The organism is Microbulbifer sp. ABM4_008, from assembly GCF_056311705.1.
The window spans coordinates 512191-530968 of sequence record NZ_CM149970.1 but is presented as its reverse complement, the minus strand read 5'-3'; the positions used below and the strand labels follow the sequence as shown (position 1 = coordinate 530968).

The following is an 18778-nucleotide window of genomic DNA, read 5'->3' as shown; positions in this document are numbered from 1 at the left end:
ATCCATTAAACTAGTGTGCAGCCGTGTATTTGGAGAACATTAACCAAGTCACAAGTAAAAGTATGAAAAGGTCTTTAAGATTTTTGACGGCGGCACAACTTTTCAGCGAAAATGGAAGCAATTACTGACAATTATTGCACTCCCTCTAGAGACAGTTATCAAGGGAGCGCAAAAATAGAACAATTTCCAAAAATCGTAGTGACTAAATCATTCAGAACTGGGGCAATCCTCTCCGAGACTATCAGTGAGACAGCGGCGCAGAGCAGCGCCAATCACAACAAGTAGTGTCTCAGCTCAAGGGAAATAATCGCCGCAGATGGTAAGCCAAGACTCCGTACTGCTAAGGTATTCGCAGGACAAGCACAGCGGGCATCCACCAGTATGAATGAACTTTGTCGCAATCAGGCCACAACATGAGTTGGCCACGGCAGAAGGGTAGGAATATGGCTTGCTTACAGCATCCAGATAGGGAACAACCAGTTTACTTAATGGCACACCACACCATTGGGCGCCGGCAGGGTGCAGTAGACACAAGAATCACAAGTGCTGAAATATCAGGCATCCATGCAGCAGTGCAGTGGACCGGTACACATTGGAATATTCGCGACCTGAGTCGCAATGGCACCTGGCTAAATGGCCAGCAGTTGGTACCCGCTAAAAGCTACCCACTCCAGACCGGTGATAAGATCGCTTTTGGGCGGGCGAATAACCCAGCTTGGATCGTCGAAAACCTCGATGCTCCCGAGAATTTGCTGATCGATATTCACTCTGGCGAGGCACAACCGCTGGAACAATACCACCTGCTGCCCGATGAGAACGAGCCCCTCGCCAGCCTTCAGTACAGCCCCTTAACAGGGCAGTGGCTGTACGAGTTCACCGGCCCATCTGCTGAAGACGGCGATAAGACCCTGATAAATCATGGCGATCGTATCGATTGCGGCCTGCATAGCTGGCAGCTCTTCCTGGCGGACAACCAAGGGGCAACGAAAGAGTTGTCGCTGCAACAACTGTCTATTATCGACTTTGAGCTGAAGTTCTCTGTGAGCTCCCACGAAGAGCATGTGCAGTTACAACTTCAGCGGGAAGGCATGAAGCAATCCTTACCAGCAAGAATCCACAACTATCTCTTGTTGTACCTTGCTCGTGCCCGCCACAAAGATATGCAGAGCGGCATGGACACTGACTCCCAGGGCTGGGTTTCTATTCAGGTAGCCACTCACGAGCTGGGTATCACTGTTAACCACTTGAACACCCAAATTTTCCGCGCCCGCAAACAAATCTCTGAATCCCTACCTGATGCAGTGGATACATCGAGCCTAGTAGAGCGTCGATCCTGGGAAATCCGTATTGGTTGCCCGCAATTCGAAATTTATAAAGGCAACCAACTCGAGGCAAAAACAGAGCCGGAAACGGTATAGCCTCACCTCCAGAAAGGGGGCTTAAGGCTAAGCCCCTTATTATCTATTCAGTAATTATTTGCCAGGGTGGCGGAGCTGAATCTCTTATCCCTCGGCAAGAATTACAATGTCAGCGCAACCACCCTCTTATATCGGTCGGTACAAGATCATCAGGCAGCTTGGAGCCGGGGGAATGGGAGTTGTGTACCTCGCCAAAGATGAGCGACTTAACCGAGAGGTCGCTATAAAGCGATTGCTCAACAACCCTGAAGACGAATCTGCCTCACGGCGAATTCGCCAGGAAGCATTACTGCTCGCACAACTAAACCACAACCATATCGTACAAATTTATGATGTTGTGGAGGAGCAGAACGATGTAGCCCTAGTTATGGAGTATGTTGATGGCCGCCCACTCACCTATTGGGCACGGGAGTTTAACCCCAGCCTCTGCCAGAAAATCCAGCTACTCAAGCAAATCACTACCGGTCTTGCGCGTGCCCATGCGGCTGGAATTATTCACCGCGACTTGAAAGCTGACAACATCCTTATTGACAGCAATAACGTCGCAAAAATCGCTGATTTTGGAATTGCGCGGAGCTGGCAGGATACGAAAGAAATTACCCGCGAGCAGCATATCGCTGGCAGCTGGTACGCAATGTCTCCCGAGCAGGCCCTCGGCGAGAAACTGGATAACCGCTGTGACTTATTTGCCCTGGGGATGCTCGCCTATCACCTACTGTGTGATCAGCCTCCCTTCGGCAAGCATGGAAGCCCATACGTTATTATCGATCGGATCATCAACAACCCGCACCCACCAGCAGGGGCCATAAACCCCGGACTTCCTACGGCGCTTTGCAAGTTACTGGATAAGCTGCTGGCCAAAAACCCGGACAAACGCCCCGTCAGTGCTGCCGTTGTAGCCACCGATTTGGATGTGATACTGAGCCAATTAACATCGGATCATGAAACCGCCGATGACCATGACATCACGATCACCACGGAAGACTTTCATGTACAACATCGACGTACAAACAAAGGACACAAACTTCTAGCCGGCATACTCCTGGCATCCGGTGCGATGTTACTCGGCTTAACCGCCGCTGTTTTTCCTGAGCTTTCTCTATGGGGAAGTAAAGAACCCTCGGCAAAGTACATTGCGATTATTGAGCCAGACTTATCAAACCTGCGCAGCCGAGAGGAAAAGCTACTGGCCAATAACCTTCTCAGTTCCATCAAACAGGGGCTTTCCGATCAACCAGCGCTACTACTTGTGCCCTATTCGGAATCCCAGCAACTAAAAGGCAAGCCTTTGCGGGAGCAGGCGCAAGCGCTCAACGCACAGCTGCTGCTCCAATTTGCCCTAAACTGTGAAGCCACCGCCTGTGAAGCTTCATTTGCCCTTATAGAAACCGAAGGGTTTGCTGAAACTGCCAACAGTAGCGCCATGCTGAACCTGGATGCACCGCTGGAGAGCCGCGCACGCGTCTTGCAACAGCTGCACTATCTACTCCCCAACTACCCTACAGGAAGCCAAGGAGCTCAGTTCAACCTTAGCCCTGAAGATTACCGACAGTACCTCGAGATATTCGAACAGCGCAATAATGAAGCTAATGTTGCCGGGGCAATTACCAAAGTTGAGGCTCTGCTAAAAAGGAATCCCTACTTCCCCTCCTACTATGAACTGTTAGCGGATCTATTAGCCACCCACCTATATCACTCGCGGGATACCAAAATACGCGGCCGACTCACAGGGATGCTCAACAACATACCAACAAAGATTTCCAACCACCCAACGGTGTTGATCACTAAGTTGCGTATTGCCATCTTCCTGGCAGATACAGAGCTTTCAGAGTCCTTACTTGCAAAACTAAAGCTACAACTACCTGATCAAGCTCTCTATTACTTCCTACGCGCAAAAGCCCACCAGCGAGGGGGGAATTACAACCGTGCGCTGGAAGTCATTAACCAAGCGCTCAACATTCGTACCAGCCCTCTTTATCTCCGCCAAAAGGCTTTGACCCTGACCCTGATGGGGCAAATGGAAAAAGCGAGGCCTTACCTTTTACATGCGATCCGTCTCAACAATCAATATATTGATGCTATCTCCTTGCTTGCAGCCAATGAATTGGATTCAGGCCGCCCCAAAGAGTCTATCCGGCTCCTTAGTAAAGTGGGCTTAAAGCATTTAGGGGACCGGGATACCTTCAACCTTTGCTTGTCCTATTACATCGAACAGCAGCTGCAGGATACAAAAAACTGCCTGAGTCATGTTGCTGAACGAGCCCCTAACGATCCCCATGTATATCTGCTGCTGGCAGAGATTGCCCGCCTGGAAAATAGGCAGCTGCAATCACAAGAGTTTGCCCTGCGTGCTCTAGTCCTGGCACAAGAGCAGGAGGACTGGCTTGGGCTGTTATTGCGGGCAAGAGCCTATTCTGAACTGGGCCAGGGTGAGCAAGCCATTGAGACACTATTAGAGATGGATAACACCGCGCCAGACGGCCTATTTGTCAATTACAGCCGCGCCCAGGTTTATATGGCCAGCGGCGATATGCTTTCCGCCAAAGCCTATATACGAAAGACTCTGGAGTTAGGCATGGCGCCAGTGTGGTTCACAACAATTGGCTTTCAGCCTATTTGCACCTTGGAAAATTTTGGTGATTTACGTGCCAGTTATCCAGCACTATGTTCTGACAGGACTGACAGCTAAACATCAAAAGCAAGTCGAACAGAATGGAATAACGTGAACCATTTCCCTTTAGGAGGGGACAGATGCCTTCACGAAATTGTACTATCAGGTAAAATCCCCCATCCATCCGAGAAGAATTCAATACAATGGACGTAGTTGCGTTGGAGAAAACTGAGGAATATCAAGGCCGTTACAGGGTTGAACACACCCTGGGTGCCGGTGGTATGGGGGTTGTTTACTTGGCCGAAGATATCAAACTTCGGCGAAAGGTAGCTATTAAGCGCCTCCGCTCTGACTTGAGCGGAAACTCTGCAGAGGCCCGTTTTCGCAGTGAAGCCGAACTTCTAGCCAGGTTGAACCATCCAAATATTGTGCGGCTTTATGACGTACTGGAGGAAAATAATGGGATCGCCCTTGTTATGGAGCTGGTTGAGGGTGTCACTCTTAAAGAATGGCTTCGCGAAAACAGCCCTACCCTGGCAATAAAGCTCGACTTATTGATGCAAATATGTCAAGGGCTAAGTAAGGCTCACTCCCTAGGTATTATTCATCGCGATCTTAAGCTTGAAAATATCCTTGTCACTAATGATGGCGTAGCAAAAATCACCGATTTTGGCATCGCCAAGGCGCTGGATTGTGACCAACAGCTGACCAGAGAGGATCATATTGCAGGCAGCATTCAGGCGATGTCCCCAGAGCAAGTTCAAGGTGCCCCTCTGGATGCTCGAAGCGACTTATTTAGTTTGGGCAGTATTACCTATGAACTATTTTGTGGCAGCAAGCCTTTTGAGCGCGGGGACCTAAATGCACTGGCATTCGCCCAGCAAATCTGTAATGCACCCCATGTCTCACCACAATCCCACTGGCCAGAGATACCTAAGCCTCTTATTGCTCTGCTAGATAGGCTATTAAGTAAGCGTCCTGAGCTGCGCCCAGACTCTGCCCAGCAAGTATACGAGGCTCTTTCTTTAGTCCGCCACCACGGCATTGATGCCTCTACACAGCAATATTCAGAAACTGTTACTCAACTACTTTTAAAGCCTCGTAAAAAACGCAATCGGCTCACAGCAGTATTGGTAGGGTTAATCGCTTTAGGGGCAGTTGGTATTTGGGGATGGCAAACGTATACGAAACTCCCGCCACAATATATCGCAGTTTTACCGATTGAGCTCCATGGTGAATTGAGCGGAGGCAATGAAGCAAATCAATTAGCTAAAACTATGGTAAGGCAAGCACTAATTAGTGCGCCAGATCGTCTTAAGTCGAGTGCTTTGGTGAGTTTTGAGCCTGGTAAAGATAGCAGTCTGGAAGACCAATTATTGCAACTGCGAAACAAGGGAGTCTCTGACGCCCTCTTTGCCCGCTTAGATTGCATGCAAGTCCGTTGTAACATTGAAATACAGAGAATTAACCCCTCTGATAGCCAAATTAAAGAACAGTCAGGCTTCGCTTTTCTCGCCGATCACCGCCAAGAAGCTCAATACACAATCCGTAATAGTGTTGTAGAACTATTTCCTCATCAATATCACGAAGCCCTTAATAAAGACGTGAAAATGAGTAGAGATGACTACAACCTATACCTAGCTATTAATGCAAAGTTAAGTAATCGTGGCGCAATAAATAGTACAGATTTAGAGACGCTGAAAGAACTTATAGGAAAGTACCCCCAGAACACCAACTTATACCTTTCCTACTCGAAAACTGCCTTAAAACTCTGGGCGGTTAAAAACGATAGCAAAATTCTTACATCTGCACTCGGAATTATTTCTAGTGCTGAGGGAACTACGTCTAACAACACAGCAATACTTGAAGCAAAACTATTACTTAAATCAGCAGGATCTGACAAAAAGGGATTTGAGGCTGTACTTAAAGCGCTACAAAGCAGAGGATATCCGTCCGCACACCTTCTTGCCCAATATTCTCGCTTCAAATATATACAAGGCGATTACCAGGCTGGGCTTACATATGCCAACCAAGCTGCTGCACTTGCCCCCTCTGCACACAACCAGTATTTAATTGCAATAAATCAATTACAAACTGGTAATTATGAAGCTACCAGAACAACCTTATCAAAACTGCTAGAAAACTACCCTGAATACTGGTCCGCTTACTCGGTTCTTGGAGTAATTGAGCTAGAAACAGGAGATTTAGAGGCAGCCAAAAAAGCAATTACAAAGATTCCTGAGCAGTTTCGCAGCTTGCGAACTGAAACAAATTTAGGGGTGGTATATTTCCTTCAAGGCGACCATAGAAAAGCTCTGTCAATATATAAAAAGGTCAACGAACTTTCCCCCTTCAACCTGGCTGCAATTTATCACCTCGCTGAGGTGTATCAAGTTTTAGGGAATAAAAGCGACGCCAAGTCCTTGTATCAAAAAATAATTGAGCTAACTGAAAAAATAAACCCCGAAGAAAACACCCAAAAACAAACAAGGTTTCGTGCAATTGCACTAGCTAGCTTGAATAGAGAGCCCGAAGCTATCGCTCTGCTGCATCAGTTATTAAAAACAAACCCCGATGATACTGACGTAAAATTTAGTGCGGCACTTATTTATGCGCTATCAGGGGAATGGCGCTCAGCAAATTTTTACATTGAGGAACTCATCAATCAACAGATGGGAGCAGAATGGTTTTCCTTACCGGCATTTCAACAGCTCTGCTCCCAACATCAAGCCTCACAAGTAACACTTGATACTATATGTCGCTCCTAGCTCTTTTTTAGCGTTCACTGCTACTAGGAACTGGGTCTACTTGTGCATCAGGATCTCCAGACACAAAATGCATGCCAGATTCCGCATCTACGCACATCCACAGGAAAGAGAAGTTATCAGGAATATCTTCTCTATCCTTGATTTTAATAATTAGCTTTGTATATTCACCGTCAATATTTTGCGCGCGAGCACGGAATTGATGACGAAAATCCGGGGTCAGAGCGATAAGACCGTCTAACTTATGGCTTTGGCGATAGCGTACAAATTCCAACTCGCGGCCCGGCACTTGCGAAAGATCCAGAGTAACCTCCAGGGTCAATACTGCACGCTTATGAATTTTGAAATGCATATTACCGAAATGCTCTTCTGGATTGGCCGCATTGAACAAAGGCCAATATTGAGGCTTGCCACCCTCTTGCTCTTTCGGTTGAAGAACCAAATCCAACTTTAGCCCTTCTTTTGGCACGTTTACGTCAAGCACAGGTAGGTCAGCACAGTTGACCATATTTCCATCCCCCTCTAAAAATTTGTTATATGGTGTCACCAAAGAACGTTTTATCTTGTGTAAACTACGTCCGTGACTGCGTTATCATAACCGGTCTCAACTTTTAAAAAAGCCAGCAGAACTGAAGTTACTGACCAGAAGCATCAATGGTTACAACAACACTATCAAGAGCAAAATTCGGCATCCGTGCCCGGACAAGTATACCCAGTTGAATCGACCAAGACTCTGGACCTGTCGATTCCAGCTTGACCGCTCAGCTTGCGCTAAATCCCTTTACTCCCTAACGCGCAAAGGGGCGATAGGGGAATTAAATCCACCCAAAATTTTATTGTGGAAGCTGCCTTTCCATGGCTAGGTAACTGTTTCCACAATCACCTGTACTCTCTCAACTGGACCTCAATGTACAGACTTAAGGACTACAGGTCGATCACACCTCATTACAGGAAATCACACACCAGATATTTAAAAGGGATACATAGGCCGCATAGAGTCGCCGTACGCCAAAAATGATGTTTGCTAAGCGCTTAATTGAAGCAGAACCAAGAGCGGAAGGATTATTCCTTTTCCACTATGGCGACACCGAGTCCAAAGTAAGACCATGTTTAAAAAACTATTCTTGGAGCTTGTTGAAATCAATCGATGATCCCATTCGCTAAATTATTCTAATTTGAATTGCGTCACAGAGCTTTATTGGGTGCTACACGGCAGGCTTGAAGACTGGAAAATATTGTATGGGTAATCGCTCTCAAAATGGAGTCCAAATTAAAAAAAGCCGGCAGTAATAAAACTGCCGGCCCGAAATGATGGTCCCAACCATCGACGGTTACAACAACACTATCAAGAGCAAAATTTGGCATCCATGCCCGGACAAGCTCATCCAAGAGAATCGACTAAGACTCTACACCTGTCGATTCCAGCTTGACCGTTCAGCTTGCGCTGAATCCCTTTGTTTCATCGCACCACCTAAGGCTACGAGGAAATTAAATCCTGTTTAAATGTTGTGGGGGCGGCCTTTCCATGGCCGGCAACCATTACCACAGCCACCTCCCCCCTCAACTGGAAGCTACTGTACAGATTTCCAAATTACAGATCGATCACGCCAAAACACAGCAAATTACATACTAATTACCCGCCAAGTGTTTTATGCGCCGCACAGGACTGTTAGAGTCGCCATATAACAAAAAGCATCACGTAGTGAGGACACAATGGAAGCGAACCTAGAAGATGTAAAAATTCTCTCTCCCCGCCGCAACAGCACCAAGGCAAAAAATATTGATGAACTGGCAAAAGAGCAATTGCAGCACTTTTGTATTGATAGTGAATCAGAACATGGAAAACTGTTAGAACAGACCGCAACCCTGCTCTACCAGGCACAGGGAAATCTGAGCCAGCTTTGGAGCCAGGTAACCGACACTCTCCAGCGCTTGGACAAGTCTGACAAGATTGCCTATTTCAATGCCAAGCGCTTTATGAGTTTCCAGCTGGCGAAATTATTGGACACCTTACAAAACCCATTGCGAGCCAGCTTTCAAAGCCTGCAAGGGGACGACTTTAATATCACCACACGGGGTGGTTACCCCCTGTTCGATAATATTCCCGCTATTTTTTCTGCAACCCCGGTAATTGCCCGCACAGCAACTTACATTTATGCCTGCACCGAGTGGGTGGACGATGCTTTCCGTGGGCGCGAGCCGAGCCACGATATTTATTCACGTTTACTCAACCCCACTTCCATTTCCCTGGCCAATGCTATTGTGGATTTGGAATGCGGACCTGAAGCCAGTGAATATATGGCCTGGAATTTTAATTCCGGTATGGCTGCAATCGATGCACTCCTATCAAACCAATTGCGCCACGAGGATATCTTAATTGTTTCCAGGAATATCTATGGCGGCACTCACCAGCTGTTACAGGATTTCTACGCCCGCAAAGATAAACTGTCTATCAATCTGGCCTGGTTTGATGGCACTACCGGTGAAGAGTTCGAAAAGCTACTGACTGATACCCAGCAAGCATACGCAGACGCAATCAGTGCCGGAGCAAAAATACATGTCTATATTGAATCGCCATGCAATCCCCACGGGATCATGCTGGATGTACCGGCTATTTGTAAAACCGCTCACCGGGAAAATATCCTGGTAAGCCTGGATGCCACCCTGGCAACCCCTTTTCTATATCAGCCACTACGCCGCAAAGATAGGGAAGAGAGACCGGATTTTGTTGTTCACTCCTACACCAAGGATATCGGTGGCACCGGCGCCGCCACTGCCGGTGTGGTTATCGGCGAAAACCACCGCATGTTTATCCCTAAAGGCGACAGCGCAAAAGGCCTTAGTTGGGATCAGTGCATGTTCTGGGATGTTTATTACATCAAGGGGGCTTTCCTGGATGCAGACAAGGCCTGGGAAGTGCATTGCGGTATGCGCACCCTGGAAATGCGTATGCTCACCAAGTGTATTAATACTTTAAGCCTCAGCCATTTCTTCGCCAGTCACAGCAAGATTCGTGTCAACAGCCATGCAGTGGAAACCCATCCCAATTCCGGGCTGCGAGAATCGCTGATGCGCTACCAGTTCCCCACACCATTATTCAGCATCGACATGGAAGCTGCGCAAATTCCCACCGAAGCCTTTAAAAGTTTCTTTGACGCGCTGGAGCCCGCTTTCGGGCAAATGGTGAGCTTGGGCCAGACAAATACCATGGTGCTCTGCCCTGCCCTGACATCTCACTCAGAGCTATCACCTGAAGCGATGGAAGCGGCGGGTATATTCCCAACCACCATCCGAATTTCTGTTGGGGATGAAAATATGGCGCAGATGGCCGCTCATGTGATCAACTGCGCGCGCCTGCATCTCGATCCAGTTAGCCCAGGATTTAGCGAGGGCTTTATCGCTCCGGAAGAAGCCGACAAACTCTTCAGCCGCTTTTATCTCGAGTCGCACCAAAAAGTGATAGAGACACAGCCAAAAATTGTGGACTATCTCTGACCATCCAAAACAAACCCATCACTGGTAGATAGCGCCGGTGATGGGCGCTTGTTGCACTATCCTATATCCCGTAGTATCACGCTTCCTGTCCACAATTTAATCAATTCAAAATGCCGAAACTTTCCACGTGGCTATTCGCCTGGATTCTGTGCTGCTTATCCACTGTTGCAATGGCGCAAGGCTATGAAAAGCTCTACAGTGATTATCGCGGCAGCCTCTATCAAATTCGACTTATCGAAAAATCCTCCAATTCAAAAGCCGGCCTGGGGTCAGGCTTTCAAATCTCCCCCGATGGATTGATCGCCACCAACTACCACGTAGTGGCTCAAGCGGTTAGCGAGCCGGGCGAGTACTCCCTGGAATACCTTGCAGTTAATGGCACCCGGGGAAAGTTAACTCTACTGGATATTGATGTGGTCAATGACCTGGCGCTGCTGCGCCAGGAGAAACCGGGAGACGAATACCTGGAATTGGCGACGGACACCCCCAAGAAAGGGGAAACCATTGTCTCCCTGGGCAACCCATTGGACCTGGGCATGACCTTGATTCCCGGGACCTATAACGGTATTGCCGGCGGTAGCTTCTACGATCGTATTCACTTTGCCGGATCTATCAATCCGGGAATGAGCGGCGGGCCAGCGATCAATACCCAGGGGCAGGTAGTCGGCATTAATGTGGCAACTGCGGGCAACCAGGTTAGCTTCCTGGTGCCAGTGGATAAACTGTCGTCGCTTTTAAAGCATTATCGCGCCGAAGGCGGCACTCTCAACCTTAAGCAAGTAACTTATCAACAGCTTTTAGATAATCAGCAAAAAATTATCGACTCAATACTTAGGGCCGACTGGCAGCGTCGCGCCCTCGGTGAGGCACAGGTTGTCGGTGAAATAATTCCAGCCATTAAATGCTGGGGAAACACCCAAGAGAGCGAAACCAATCCGATCAAGCGAATTGATAAAGGCTGCACCGGACAAGATGTTATTTTCCTGTCCGACGACTTCAACACCGGGCGGGTAGAGTACGAATTTTTCTGGCTGCAAGCCGAGGATCTTCTGCCCGCGCGCTTCTATGCCGAGTACGAAGGGCAGATGGACTCCTTTTACCCAGGCAATAGCGCTGGAGAAGAAGATGTAACCAATTTCCGCTGCCAGCAAGGATTTACCTCTCAGGAGCGCGGCAATGAAACCTCGGTATCGAAGCCGGATCGCAATCGCGAGCCCCTGATCGCGCGCACCAGCTACTGTGTCAGGCGCTACAAGGACTTTCCTGACCTCTACGATATTTTCTTCCTGAGCCTAAGTGTGGATCAGAAAAATCGCGCACTGGTCAGCCACTTTACCTTGTCCGGCTTTACCCAGGAGTCCGCCGACGCCTTTACCCAGAAGTTTACGAGCGAGATCCAATGGCCCTGATTATTGAAGAACTCAATCGCGCCCACCGGGTGCAGCTGCGCTACCGAATGGACGGGGATAAATTTACCCTGGGCCGCGCTTACGACAACGATGCGATTCTGGAGGACATCCACTCCGATGCCCACCATGCCGAAATCAAGCGGGGAGAGGACGGCCAGTACGTCTTACACGACCTCAATTCGACCAACGGCTGCCAGCTTTTGGGAAACCTGAAAGATAAGTCCGTTAAACCAGATACCATCGCTCAACACAGAATTTCCTCCGGTGACTTGCTGCAGTGTGGGAAGTCACGCTTCCGGGTTTTCCATACGGATGACCCGGTACCTGAAGCTACCCCTCTCCATTCACTGGAAAACCTGTTTTCCAGCTTGTCCCACCCCCTGGGAGCAATACTGCTGCTGTTGTGTTTTGGCTTCGCCAGCGTACTGATGAGCTACCTCGGTTACGCCCGAAACTATCAATGGACTATTGCCGTCAACATTCTTGCCACGGCCATAATTGGTATGGTGATTTACGCCGGAGTCTGGGCATTTATCGGCAGGGTAGTCAGGCATGAAACGCACTTTTTCACCCATCTATCCATCGCCGCCATAGGTGCACTTACTTACACCTTTTGGGAATGGCTGAGGGGGCTAATCAATTTCAATTTTGCCATCGGCACTACTATTCAGGTCCTGGACTTCCTGGTACTCGCCATCATATTACCGGCAATGCTCTGGTCCGCCTGCTATCTGGCCACCAACCTCGCCAGGGGCTGGCGCTGGACAGTGGCACTGACACTGCCACTGGCATTCCTCGGCCTGGGCTTAGCTGAAAGCGTTAACAACATGGACGAATTCAGCGAGGTTCCACCGATATCCACAGAGCTGAAATACGATAATATGCTATTCCGCAACCCTGTTCCCATGCAGGAATTTATTGGAAGTTCGGCCGATCTATTTGATATCCCCATCAAGAAAAAAGAAACTAAAGAAGGCGCTGAAGGCTCCTCCAGCGACAATCAAAGTAGTACCGCAGAGGTGGAATCATGAGCAAGATTTATTGGAGCCCAGGGCTCGACCAGCTGGAACCCTATACACCCGGGGAGCAGCCCAAGAGTGAAACCCTGATAAAGCTCAATACCAATGAGAACCCCTACCCTGCCTCCCCCGAAGCTTTAAGGCTCCTGGAGCAGCACGACTTTGCCGATGCATTGCGCCGCTATCCCGACCCGGAGTCCTGTGAATTGCGCCGCGCTATTGCCGATAAGCACAATCTCTCTGCCGAACAAGTATTTGTGGGCAATGGCTCCGATGAAGTGCTTGCTCTGAGCTTTTACAGTTTTTTCCGCCGCAGCGAGCCCCTGCTATTTCCGGATATCACCTACAGTTTTTACCCGGTTTATTGCCAGCTCTTCAATATCAAAAGCCGCACTGTTCCCCTGCACGGCGATTTCTCTATCCAGCTTGAGGACTATGCCGCTCCCGCAGCCGGTGTAATTATTCCCAACCCCAACGCACCCACGGGACGGTACCTGCCGCTAGAGCAGATTGAGCAGCTATTGCGCTCACAGCCTGAGAGAGTGGTGGTTATTGATGAGGCCTATATCGATTTTGGCGGACAGAGTGCAGCAATACTCATCGATCGCTATCCCAACCTGTTGGTGATACACACACTGTCAAAATCCTATGCCCTCGCAGGGCTTCGCCTCGGCTTTGCCATGGGGCAAAAGCACTTGATTGAAGGGTTGCTGAGAGCCAAGAACTCCTTTAACTCCTACCCCATTGATGCCATTGCCCAGCGTGTGGCCACCGCAGCGATCCGCGATACCGCCTGGCACAGCGACAATTGCGGCAAGGTCATCGCCACCCGCGAGCGCTGTGAGCGGGCGCTTACAGACCTGGGGTTCGAAGTGATTCCCTCCCAAGCCAATTTCCTTCTGGCCAAACCACCGGAGCCCGGCGCAGAAGCCCTGTATCTGGCACTGCGGGAGCGTAATATTCTCGTACGTTACTTCAACAAGCCCCGGATCAGTGAGTACTTGCGTATCTCTATTGGCACCGATGAGGAAATGGAGCAGTTGATACGGAACTGCAAAGAGATACTTGCGTCACAGAGCTAGCACTCTGTCTGTCTATACTCGTCGGGCGCCACTTGAGGTGGCCCGACAACTGTGACTTATTGGTATCCAGGGACCTATGCACCCGAAAGCTCAAAATTCAGTATCCACTACCGAGGCCGTTAGCCCCTTTAAAGCGGGATTTTTACGGCAACTAACCCACTCCCTGATTCTCGCCTCGGCCCTGGCGAGCGGCGCCGCAAGTGCCAACGACTGGGATAAGGTCGAAGGGCCCAGTGCACAGACACCATCGAGTATTGGCACCTATACCAATGGCTGCCTGAGTGGCGGGGAAACCCTGCCATTGAGGGGAGAGGGCTATCAGTTGGTGAGGACTGGCCGCGACCGACATTTTGCCCACCCCCAGACCATTAACTTCCTGAAGGAGTTTTCCCAGAGCGTGGCGCAGAAAGATCTGGGCAGAATCCAGATCGGTGACATGTCTATGGCTCGAGGGGGCCCTTTCGGCAGTGGTGGGCACAACAGCCACCAAACTGGCCTGGACGTAGACATCTGGTATTCCCAGGATCGGCGAGCCGCAGAGCGTCCCCTCACCCCGTGGGAGCGTGATAATATTTCTGCTGTTGCCTTGGCTGATGAGCGCAAACACCGCCTAATCCCTGAAAACTGGGACGACCGGGTTCCCAAAATCCTGCGCTTGGCCTCAGAGGACCATCGGGTCGAACGAATTTTTGTACACCCGACCATCAAGCGCCACCTGTGCGAAATATCCGGCGAAGATAACGAGTGGCTGCGAAAAGTGCGCCCCTGGTGGGGGCACAATTACCATTTTCATGTGCGCCTGGCCTGCCCAGAGGGAAGCACCAACTGTAAGCCCCAGGCACCAGTGACCACTGCAGCCTGTGGCAGTGACCTGGATTGGTGGTTTAGCGATGACTTCTATGCAATTCTCAATGGCACTAAACCCCAGCCGAAACAGAAAAAGCCGAAACCAAAGACCTTGCCTCAACAGTGCGAACAGGTATTAACCGCACCTTCGGCAGGCACTACGACGGAATAATTTTATGATTAACACCTTGCTTATCTGCGGCGGTGGCGGCAGCGAGCACGACGTATCCCTCAGAACTGCTGATTTTATCGAGGACAAGTTGTCAGCGGCAGAGGACATCGCTCTATTGCGGGTGGAAATGGATAGCAGTGGCTGCCTTACCGACAGCCAGGGCCGGGTTTACCATATCTTTTACGATCGCAAAATTCGCGATGAAGAAGGTAACTCCTGGGATGTGGACTACGTAATTCCTGCAATTCATGGCTACCCGGGAGAGACCGGCGATTTGCAGTCGCAACTGGATATGTTCGGCATCCCCTATTTCGGCTCTGCACCTGAGCCCAGCAAAATCTGCTTTAACAAAATTAAAACCAAGATGTGGCTCAGCGCTCTGGGTATTGAAAACACACCTTACGAGTTTTTGCACAGCACTGAAGTCGAGGAGCTACAAAAAGCTCACGATGCCCTGGAGAACTGGGGCGAGGTATTTGTTAAAGCCTCCAATCAGGGATCTTCCGTAGGTTGCTTTAAGGTCCGTGACAAAGAGGGCTTAGAGGCCGCGATCGAGGACGCCTTTAAACTCTCCCCTTATGTGCTGATAGAAAAAGCATTGAAAGCCAGAGAGCTGGAAGTTGCGGTTTACCACTACGATGATGATGTGATCGCAACCCACCCGGGAGAAGTACGCGCCCCAACGGATACTTTTTACACTTATAAGGAAAAGTATGCCGAGGGCAGCCGCGCGGTCACCTTTATCGAAGCTGCTGATCTTCACGAAGAACAGCTTCAATGGATAGCCGAAGTATCCCTGCGCACTTTTAAAGCCCTAAAGCTGAAGGATTTGTCCCGCATAGACTTTTTCCTGACAGAGACCGGCGAACTCTACCTCAATGAGGTCAATACTTTTCCCGGTATGACACCTAACTCCATGTTCCCCAAAATGATGGAAAACCACGGGCACAATTTCACCGAATACCTGGCCGGCCTGATCCGCTCTGCGGTATCTTCACCTAACGACAAGACATAATTAAAAGGGGCCTGTTGGCCCCTTTTCTTTTTTGCTCATTTTGATCCAACGGGCTAGTGCAACAACCACCCCTGTTGACGTCGCCGTGAAAACTGGCCGCGCAGAAACTCCATCTGATCGCCGCGAATCCGCTCACTGTTAATCAGGGCAAGGTATTCAGCTGCATTGGGGCAGAAGGGCAAAGCCAACAACTCCATGTCGATATTTTCCAATAATTGATTGCCCTTATGCTGGTTACAGCGCCTGCAGGCCGCAACCACATTTTCCCAGGAATCAACTCCGCCTTTGGAAACAGGAATAACATGGTCCCGTGTCAAATCCACACTTTTAAAGAAATTACCGCAATAAAGACAAGTATGGGAATCGCGAAAAAACAGTGCTCGATTTGTTAGAGGTGGGCGCCGGCGCGGACGGGCCATACGTGCACCGCCACAGGCGATAATAGCGGCCAGATCAAGGCTGGAACGATCGCCATTGCGATTAAAGCCTCCTCTCACCCGCTGGACAACACCTCCCAGCGACCACGTAACCAGCTCCCGCACGTACAGACAGGATGCCTCTTGCCAACTCAGCCACTCCAGCGGTTGTCCCGCCAGATTTAAACGCAATATTCTCGCGTGCATAACCTCGCCTCCCCACTGTCGAATAGAACAAGGCAGCCCCGGAACTGTTTCCGTGTAATCACAAAGGTTTTTATAAAGAAGAAAAAAGAAGTTTTGGAGTGACAGATCGAAGGGACTGGATGACGATGACAGAGGCTGGCGCAATTCGCAGCATTAGAAAAAACTGCCACCTTCGAAAGTAAAAGCTTGCTCCCAGACAAGATGGAGGAGTCTGAAAGCTTTTTTACCAACGAAAATACAGATGCCCACAGGCGTAGTTTTGCCTTGGGTAATACGGGCACTTCTGCTGGTAGATTACTGAATGCGCCACCCTCCGCCGGCCCATGGGTAATTTGGCCGGCCTATCAACATTAAAGCGGATAACTATTACAAATTCCAGGCAGCGACATGCCGCTGATGGAATAACAGCAAATTACAAAAGAAAGGTGTAAATTGTAGAAAGCGTTGCAGGCAGCAACAGGCAGGTTAAAGCAGAATGTAAAACACCGCCCAGGCAATCCGGCCCGGGCGGTGCGTCTCACAGGATGGTGCCCATATCCCTAGGGCGAGCGGCGCAATCCATTTATCCATTGCCGCAGTAGTGCAGTCCCTTTCGCGTCCTTGCAAGTTAATTATGGACATCAAGGGAGAAAAAAGTAGGGGAAATCTGCTGAATTTTGTGTAAGAGATATCTCACAAACTGAGTTACCTGTTACAAAAGGGAGGGAAGACAGGAAATTAATCCCGTGTTAACTATAGGGGTAAATAGATAAGCGCGGCAACTATAAACATCTTTATTTCAAGTTCAATCGATACCATGAAGAAAACGTTGAAATATACGCTAATATTTTTTATCGCCCTCGGCGCGGTGCTTTCTACCGCCTTAGCCACCTTTAAATCCAGCGTCAGCGTGCCTTGGCGCCAGCTGGTCGGTGGTGTCAAAACAACAGAAAAAGAAGTGACAGGCCGGCTGACCGCAGCAAATGGATACTCGGTCCAGTTATTTGCAGGGGATGTTCCCGGCGCACGCTGGCTCACAGTGACCCGCAATGGAGACATCATCGTCTCTCAGCCTAAACATGGCAAAGTTTCACTTTTATTACAAGATAAAGACGGCGACGGCCGCAGTGACGGGCAAAAGACCCTTATTGATAATCTTCAACGGCCCCACGGATTATTGCTACACGACGGCTGGTTATATATTGCCGAAAGTGACGCAGTTGGACGGGTTCCCTTTGATCATTCTGATGGGCGACTCGCTGGGCGCTACCAGAGAATTATTGAAAATCTTGAGGACGATGGACACTGGACAAAAACTATTGATATGAGTCCCGATGGATGGCTTTTTCTCAGCAGTGGTTCCAGCTGCAACGTTTGTATTGAAAAAGATCCTCGCCGCGCAACCATCATGAGAATGAAACCAAACGGAGATAATTTTGAAATATACGCCACCGGCCTGCGTAATAGTGTGGGGTTCGATTGGTCTCCAAAAGATGGCGGACTTTACGCAACAGATAATGGCCGCGATTGGCTCGGCGACAACTTGCCGCCAGATGAGCTCAACCTGATTCGCAAAGACCAATTCTACGGATGGCCCTACGCTTACGGTGACCGGGTTCCCGATCCGGATCTTGGGGTGGATGCAAGCCCTGAAATCCAGCAAAAGATTGCTGACTCAATTCCTGCTGTGTACGAATTTCGCGCTCACAACGCGCCACTCGGGATTAAATTTTTGCGCAGTGTGGAACAGCCTAAGGATTATCGCCATGCAGCGCTGGTCGCCCTGCACGGCTCGTGGAACCGCAGCGTGAAAGATGGTTATAAAGTTGTCTCCCTGCACTGGAGTAACGACGGGGAAATTCAACAGAGGGATTTCCTGTGGGGGTTTCTCAGCGATGACCGCCAAACGGTTTACGGCCGCCCTGTCGCCATCGCCGAGGATAAACTGGGCAATATCTATATTTCCGATGACTACGCCGGTGCAGTTTATCGTGTAAGCCAAGGACCCCCTCGCCAAGCTGTATTGACAACACAGCAGCCACAACTGCAAAAAACATCCACGGCCAACGCGCTTTCAATAGATGCCGAGGTGGTTCAACTGGGCGCCCAGCTCTATCGGTCTAACGATTGTGCCCACTGCCATCAGGCCCAGTTTCCCCTGCGCAACCTGTCCGCTAAATACACAGCGCAGACCCTGGCTGACTACTTCGACGCCCCAACACCACCAATGCCTAACTACAACTTTACGGCGGTGCAGAAAAAAGCCCTGGCGCACTATCTTTTATCCCGGGAGTCGAGCCTCTAGGAATTGCGCTCCTAAACGACACTGAGAGGAGGCTCCCGG

At 49.6% G+C, this 18778-nt stretch carries 12 protein-coding genes; 10 read left to right on the top strand and 2 right to left on the bottom strand.

What is annotated here, in order from left to right; all coding sequences use genetic code 11:
* Window positions 1-443: 443 nt before the first annotated feature.
* The 3 genes from ACYX4J_RS02250 to ACYX4J_RS02240 all read left to right on the top strand — a co-directional run bounded on the left by ACYX4J_RS02250 (window position 444) and on the right by ACYX4J_RS02240 (window position 6797).
* Complete coding sequence (locus ACYX4J_RS02250; protein ID WP_476177781.1) at window positions 444-1418, top strand: FHA domain-containing protein; 975 nt, start codon at window positions 444-446, stop codon at window positions 1416-1418.
* Window positions 1419-1524: 106 nt separating this feature from the next.
* A complete protein-coding gene (locus tag ACYX4J_RS02245; protein ID WP_476177780.1) occupies window positions 1525-4107 on the top strand; it encodes a protein kinase domain-containing protein in 2583 nt (860 codons plus the stop codon).
* A gap of 125 nt (window positions 4108-4232) precedes the next feature.
* Window positions 4233-6797: a protein kinase domain-containing protein gene (locus ACYX4J_RS02240; protein WP_476177779.1), complete on the top strand. Its 2565-nt coding sequence runs from the start codon at window positions 4233-4235 to the stop codon at window positions 6795-6797.
* Window positions 6798-6804: 7 nt separating this feature from the next.
* On the opposite strand, the gene ACYX4J_RS02235 is transcribed toward ACYX4J_RS02240, so the two are convergent.
* A complete protein-coding gene (locus tag ACYX4J_RS02235; protein ID WP_476177778.1) occupies window positions 6805-7302 on the bottom strand; it encodes a hypothetical protein in 498 nt (165 codons plus the stop codon).
* Window positions 7303-8507: 1205 nt separating this feature from the next.
* On the opposite strand from ACYX4J_RS02235, the gene ACYX4J_RS02230 reads away from it, so the two are divergent.
* The 6 genes from ACYX4J_RS02230 (at window position 8508) to ACYX4J_RS02205 (ending at window position 15832) form a co-directional block, all read left to right on the top strand.
* Entirely contained in the window at window positions 8508-10289 is a 1782-nt protein-coding gene (locus ACYX4J_RS02230; RefSeq protein WP_476177777.1) for a trans-sulfuration enzyme family protein, read from the top strand.
* A 110-nt stretch (window positions 10290-10399) separates the two neighbouring features.
* Window positions 10400-11698, top strand: coding sequence for a S1C family serine protease (locus ACYX4J_RS02225; protein ID WP_476177776.1), 1299 nt, complete (start codon window positions 10400-10402; stop codon window positions 11696-11698).
* Window positions 11689-12729, top strand: a complete 1041-nt coding sequence (locus tag ACYX4J_RS02220) for an FHA domain-containing protein (protein WP_476177775.1) — start codon at window positions 11689-11691, stop codon at window positions 12727-12729. Before ACYX4J_RS02225 ends, ACYX4J_RS02220 begins: the two co-directional genes overlap by 10 nt.
* The gene (gene hisC, locus ACYX4J_RS02215) at window positions 12726-13799 is read left to right on the top strand and encodes a histidinol-phosphate transaminase (protein WP_476177774.1); all 1074 of its coding nucleotides are present in this window, start codon (window positions 12726-12728) and stop codon (window positions 13797-13799) included. The genes ACYX4J_RS02220 and hisC overlap by 4 nt, the downstream gene beginning before the upstream one ends.
* A 76-nt stretch (window positions 13800-13875) precedes the next feature.
* Entirely contained in the window at window positions 13876-14817 is a 942-nt protein-coding gene (gene mepA / locus ACYX4J_RS02210) for a penicillin-insensitive murein endopeptidase (RefSeq protein WP_476177773.1), read from the top strand.
* A gap of 4 nt (window positions 14818-14821) precedes the next feature.
* A complete protein-coding gene (locus tag ACYX4J_RS02205) occupies window positions 14822-15832 on the top strand; it encodes a D-alanine--D-alanine ligase (RefSeq protein WP_445355638.1) in 1011 nt (336 codons plus the stop codon).
* A gap of 53 nt (window positions 15833-15885) precedes the next feature.
* Here ACYX4J_RS02205 and ACYX4J_RS02200 read toward each other — a convergent pair whose 3' ends face one another.
* Window positions 15886-16455, bottom strand: coding sequence for an HNH endonuclease (locus ACYX4J_RS02200; protein ID WP_282931208.1), 570 nt, complete (start codon window positions 16453-16455; stop codon window positions 15886-15888).
* 796 nt (window positions 16456-17251) lie between these two features.
* Here ACYX4J_RS02200 and ACYX4J_RS02195 point away from each other — a divergent pair.
* Window positions 17252-18739, top strand: a complete 1488-nt coding sequence (locus tag ACYX4J_RS02195; protein WP_476177772.1) for a PQQ-dependent sugar dehydrogenase — start codon at window positions 17252-17254, stop codon at window positions 18737-18739.
* Window positions 18740-18778 lie beyond the last annotated feature (39 nt).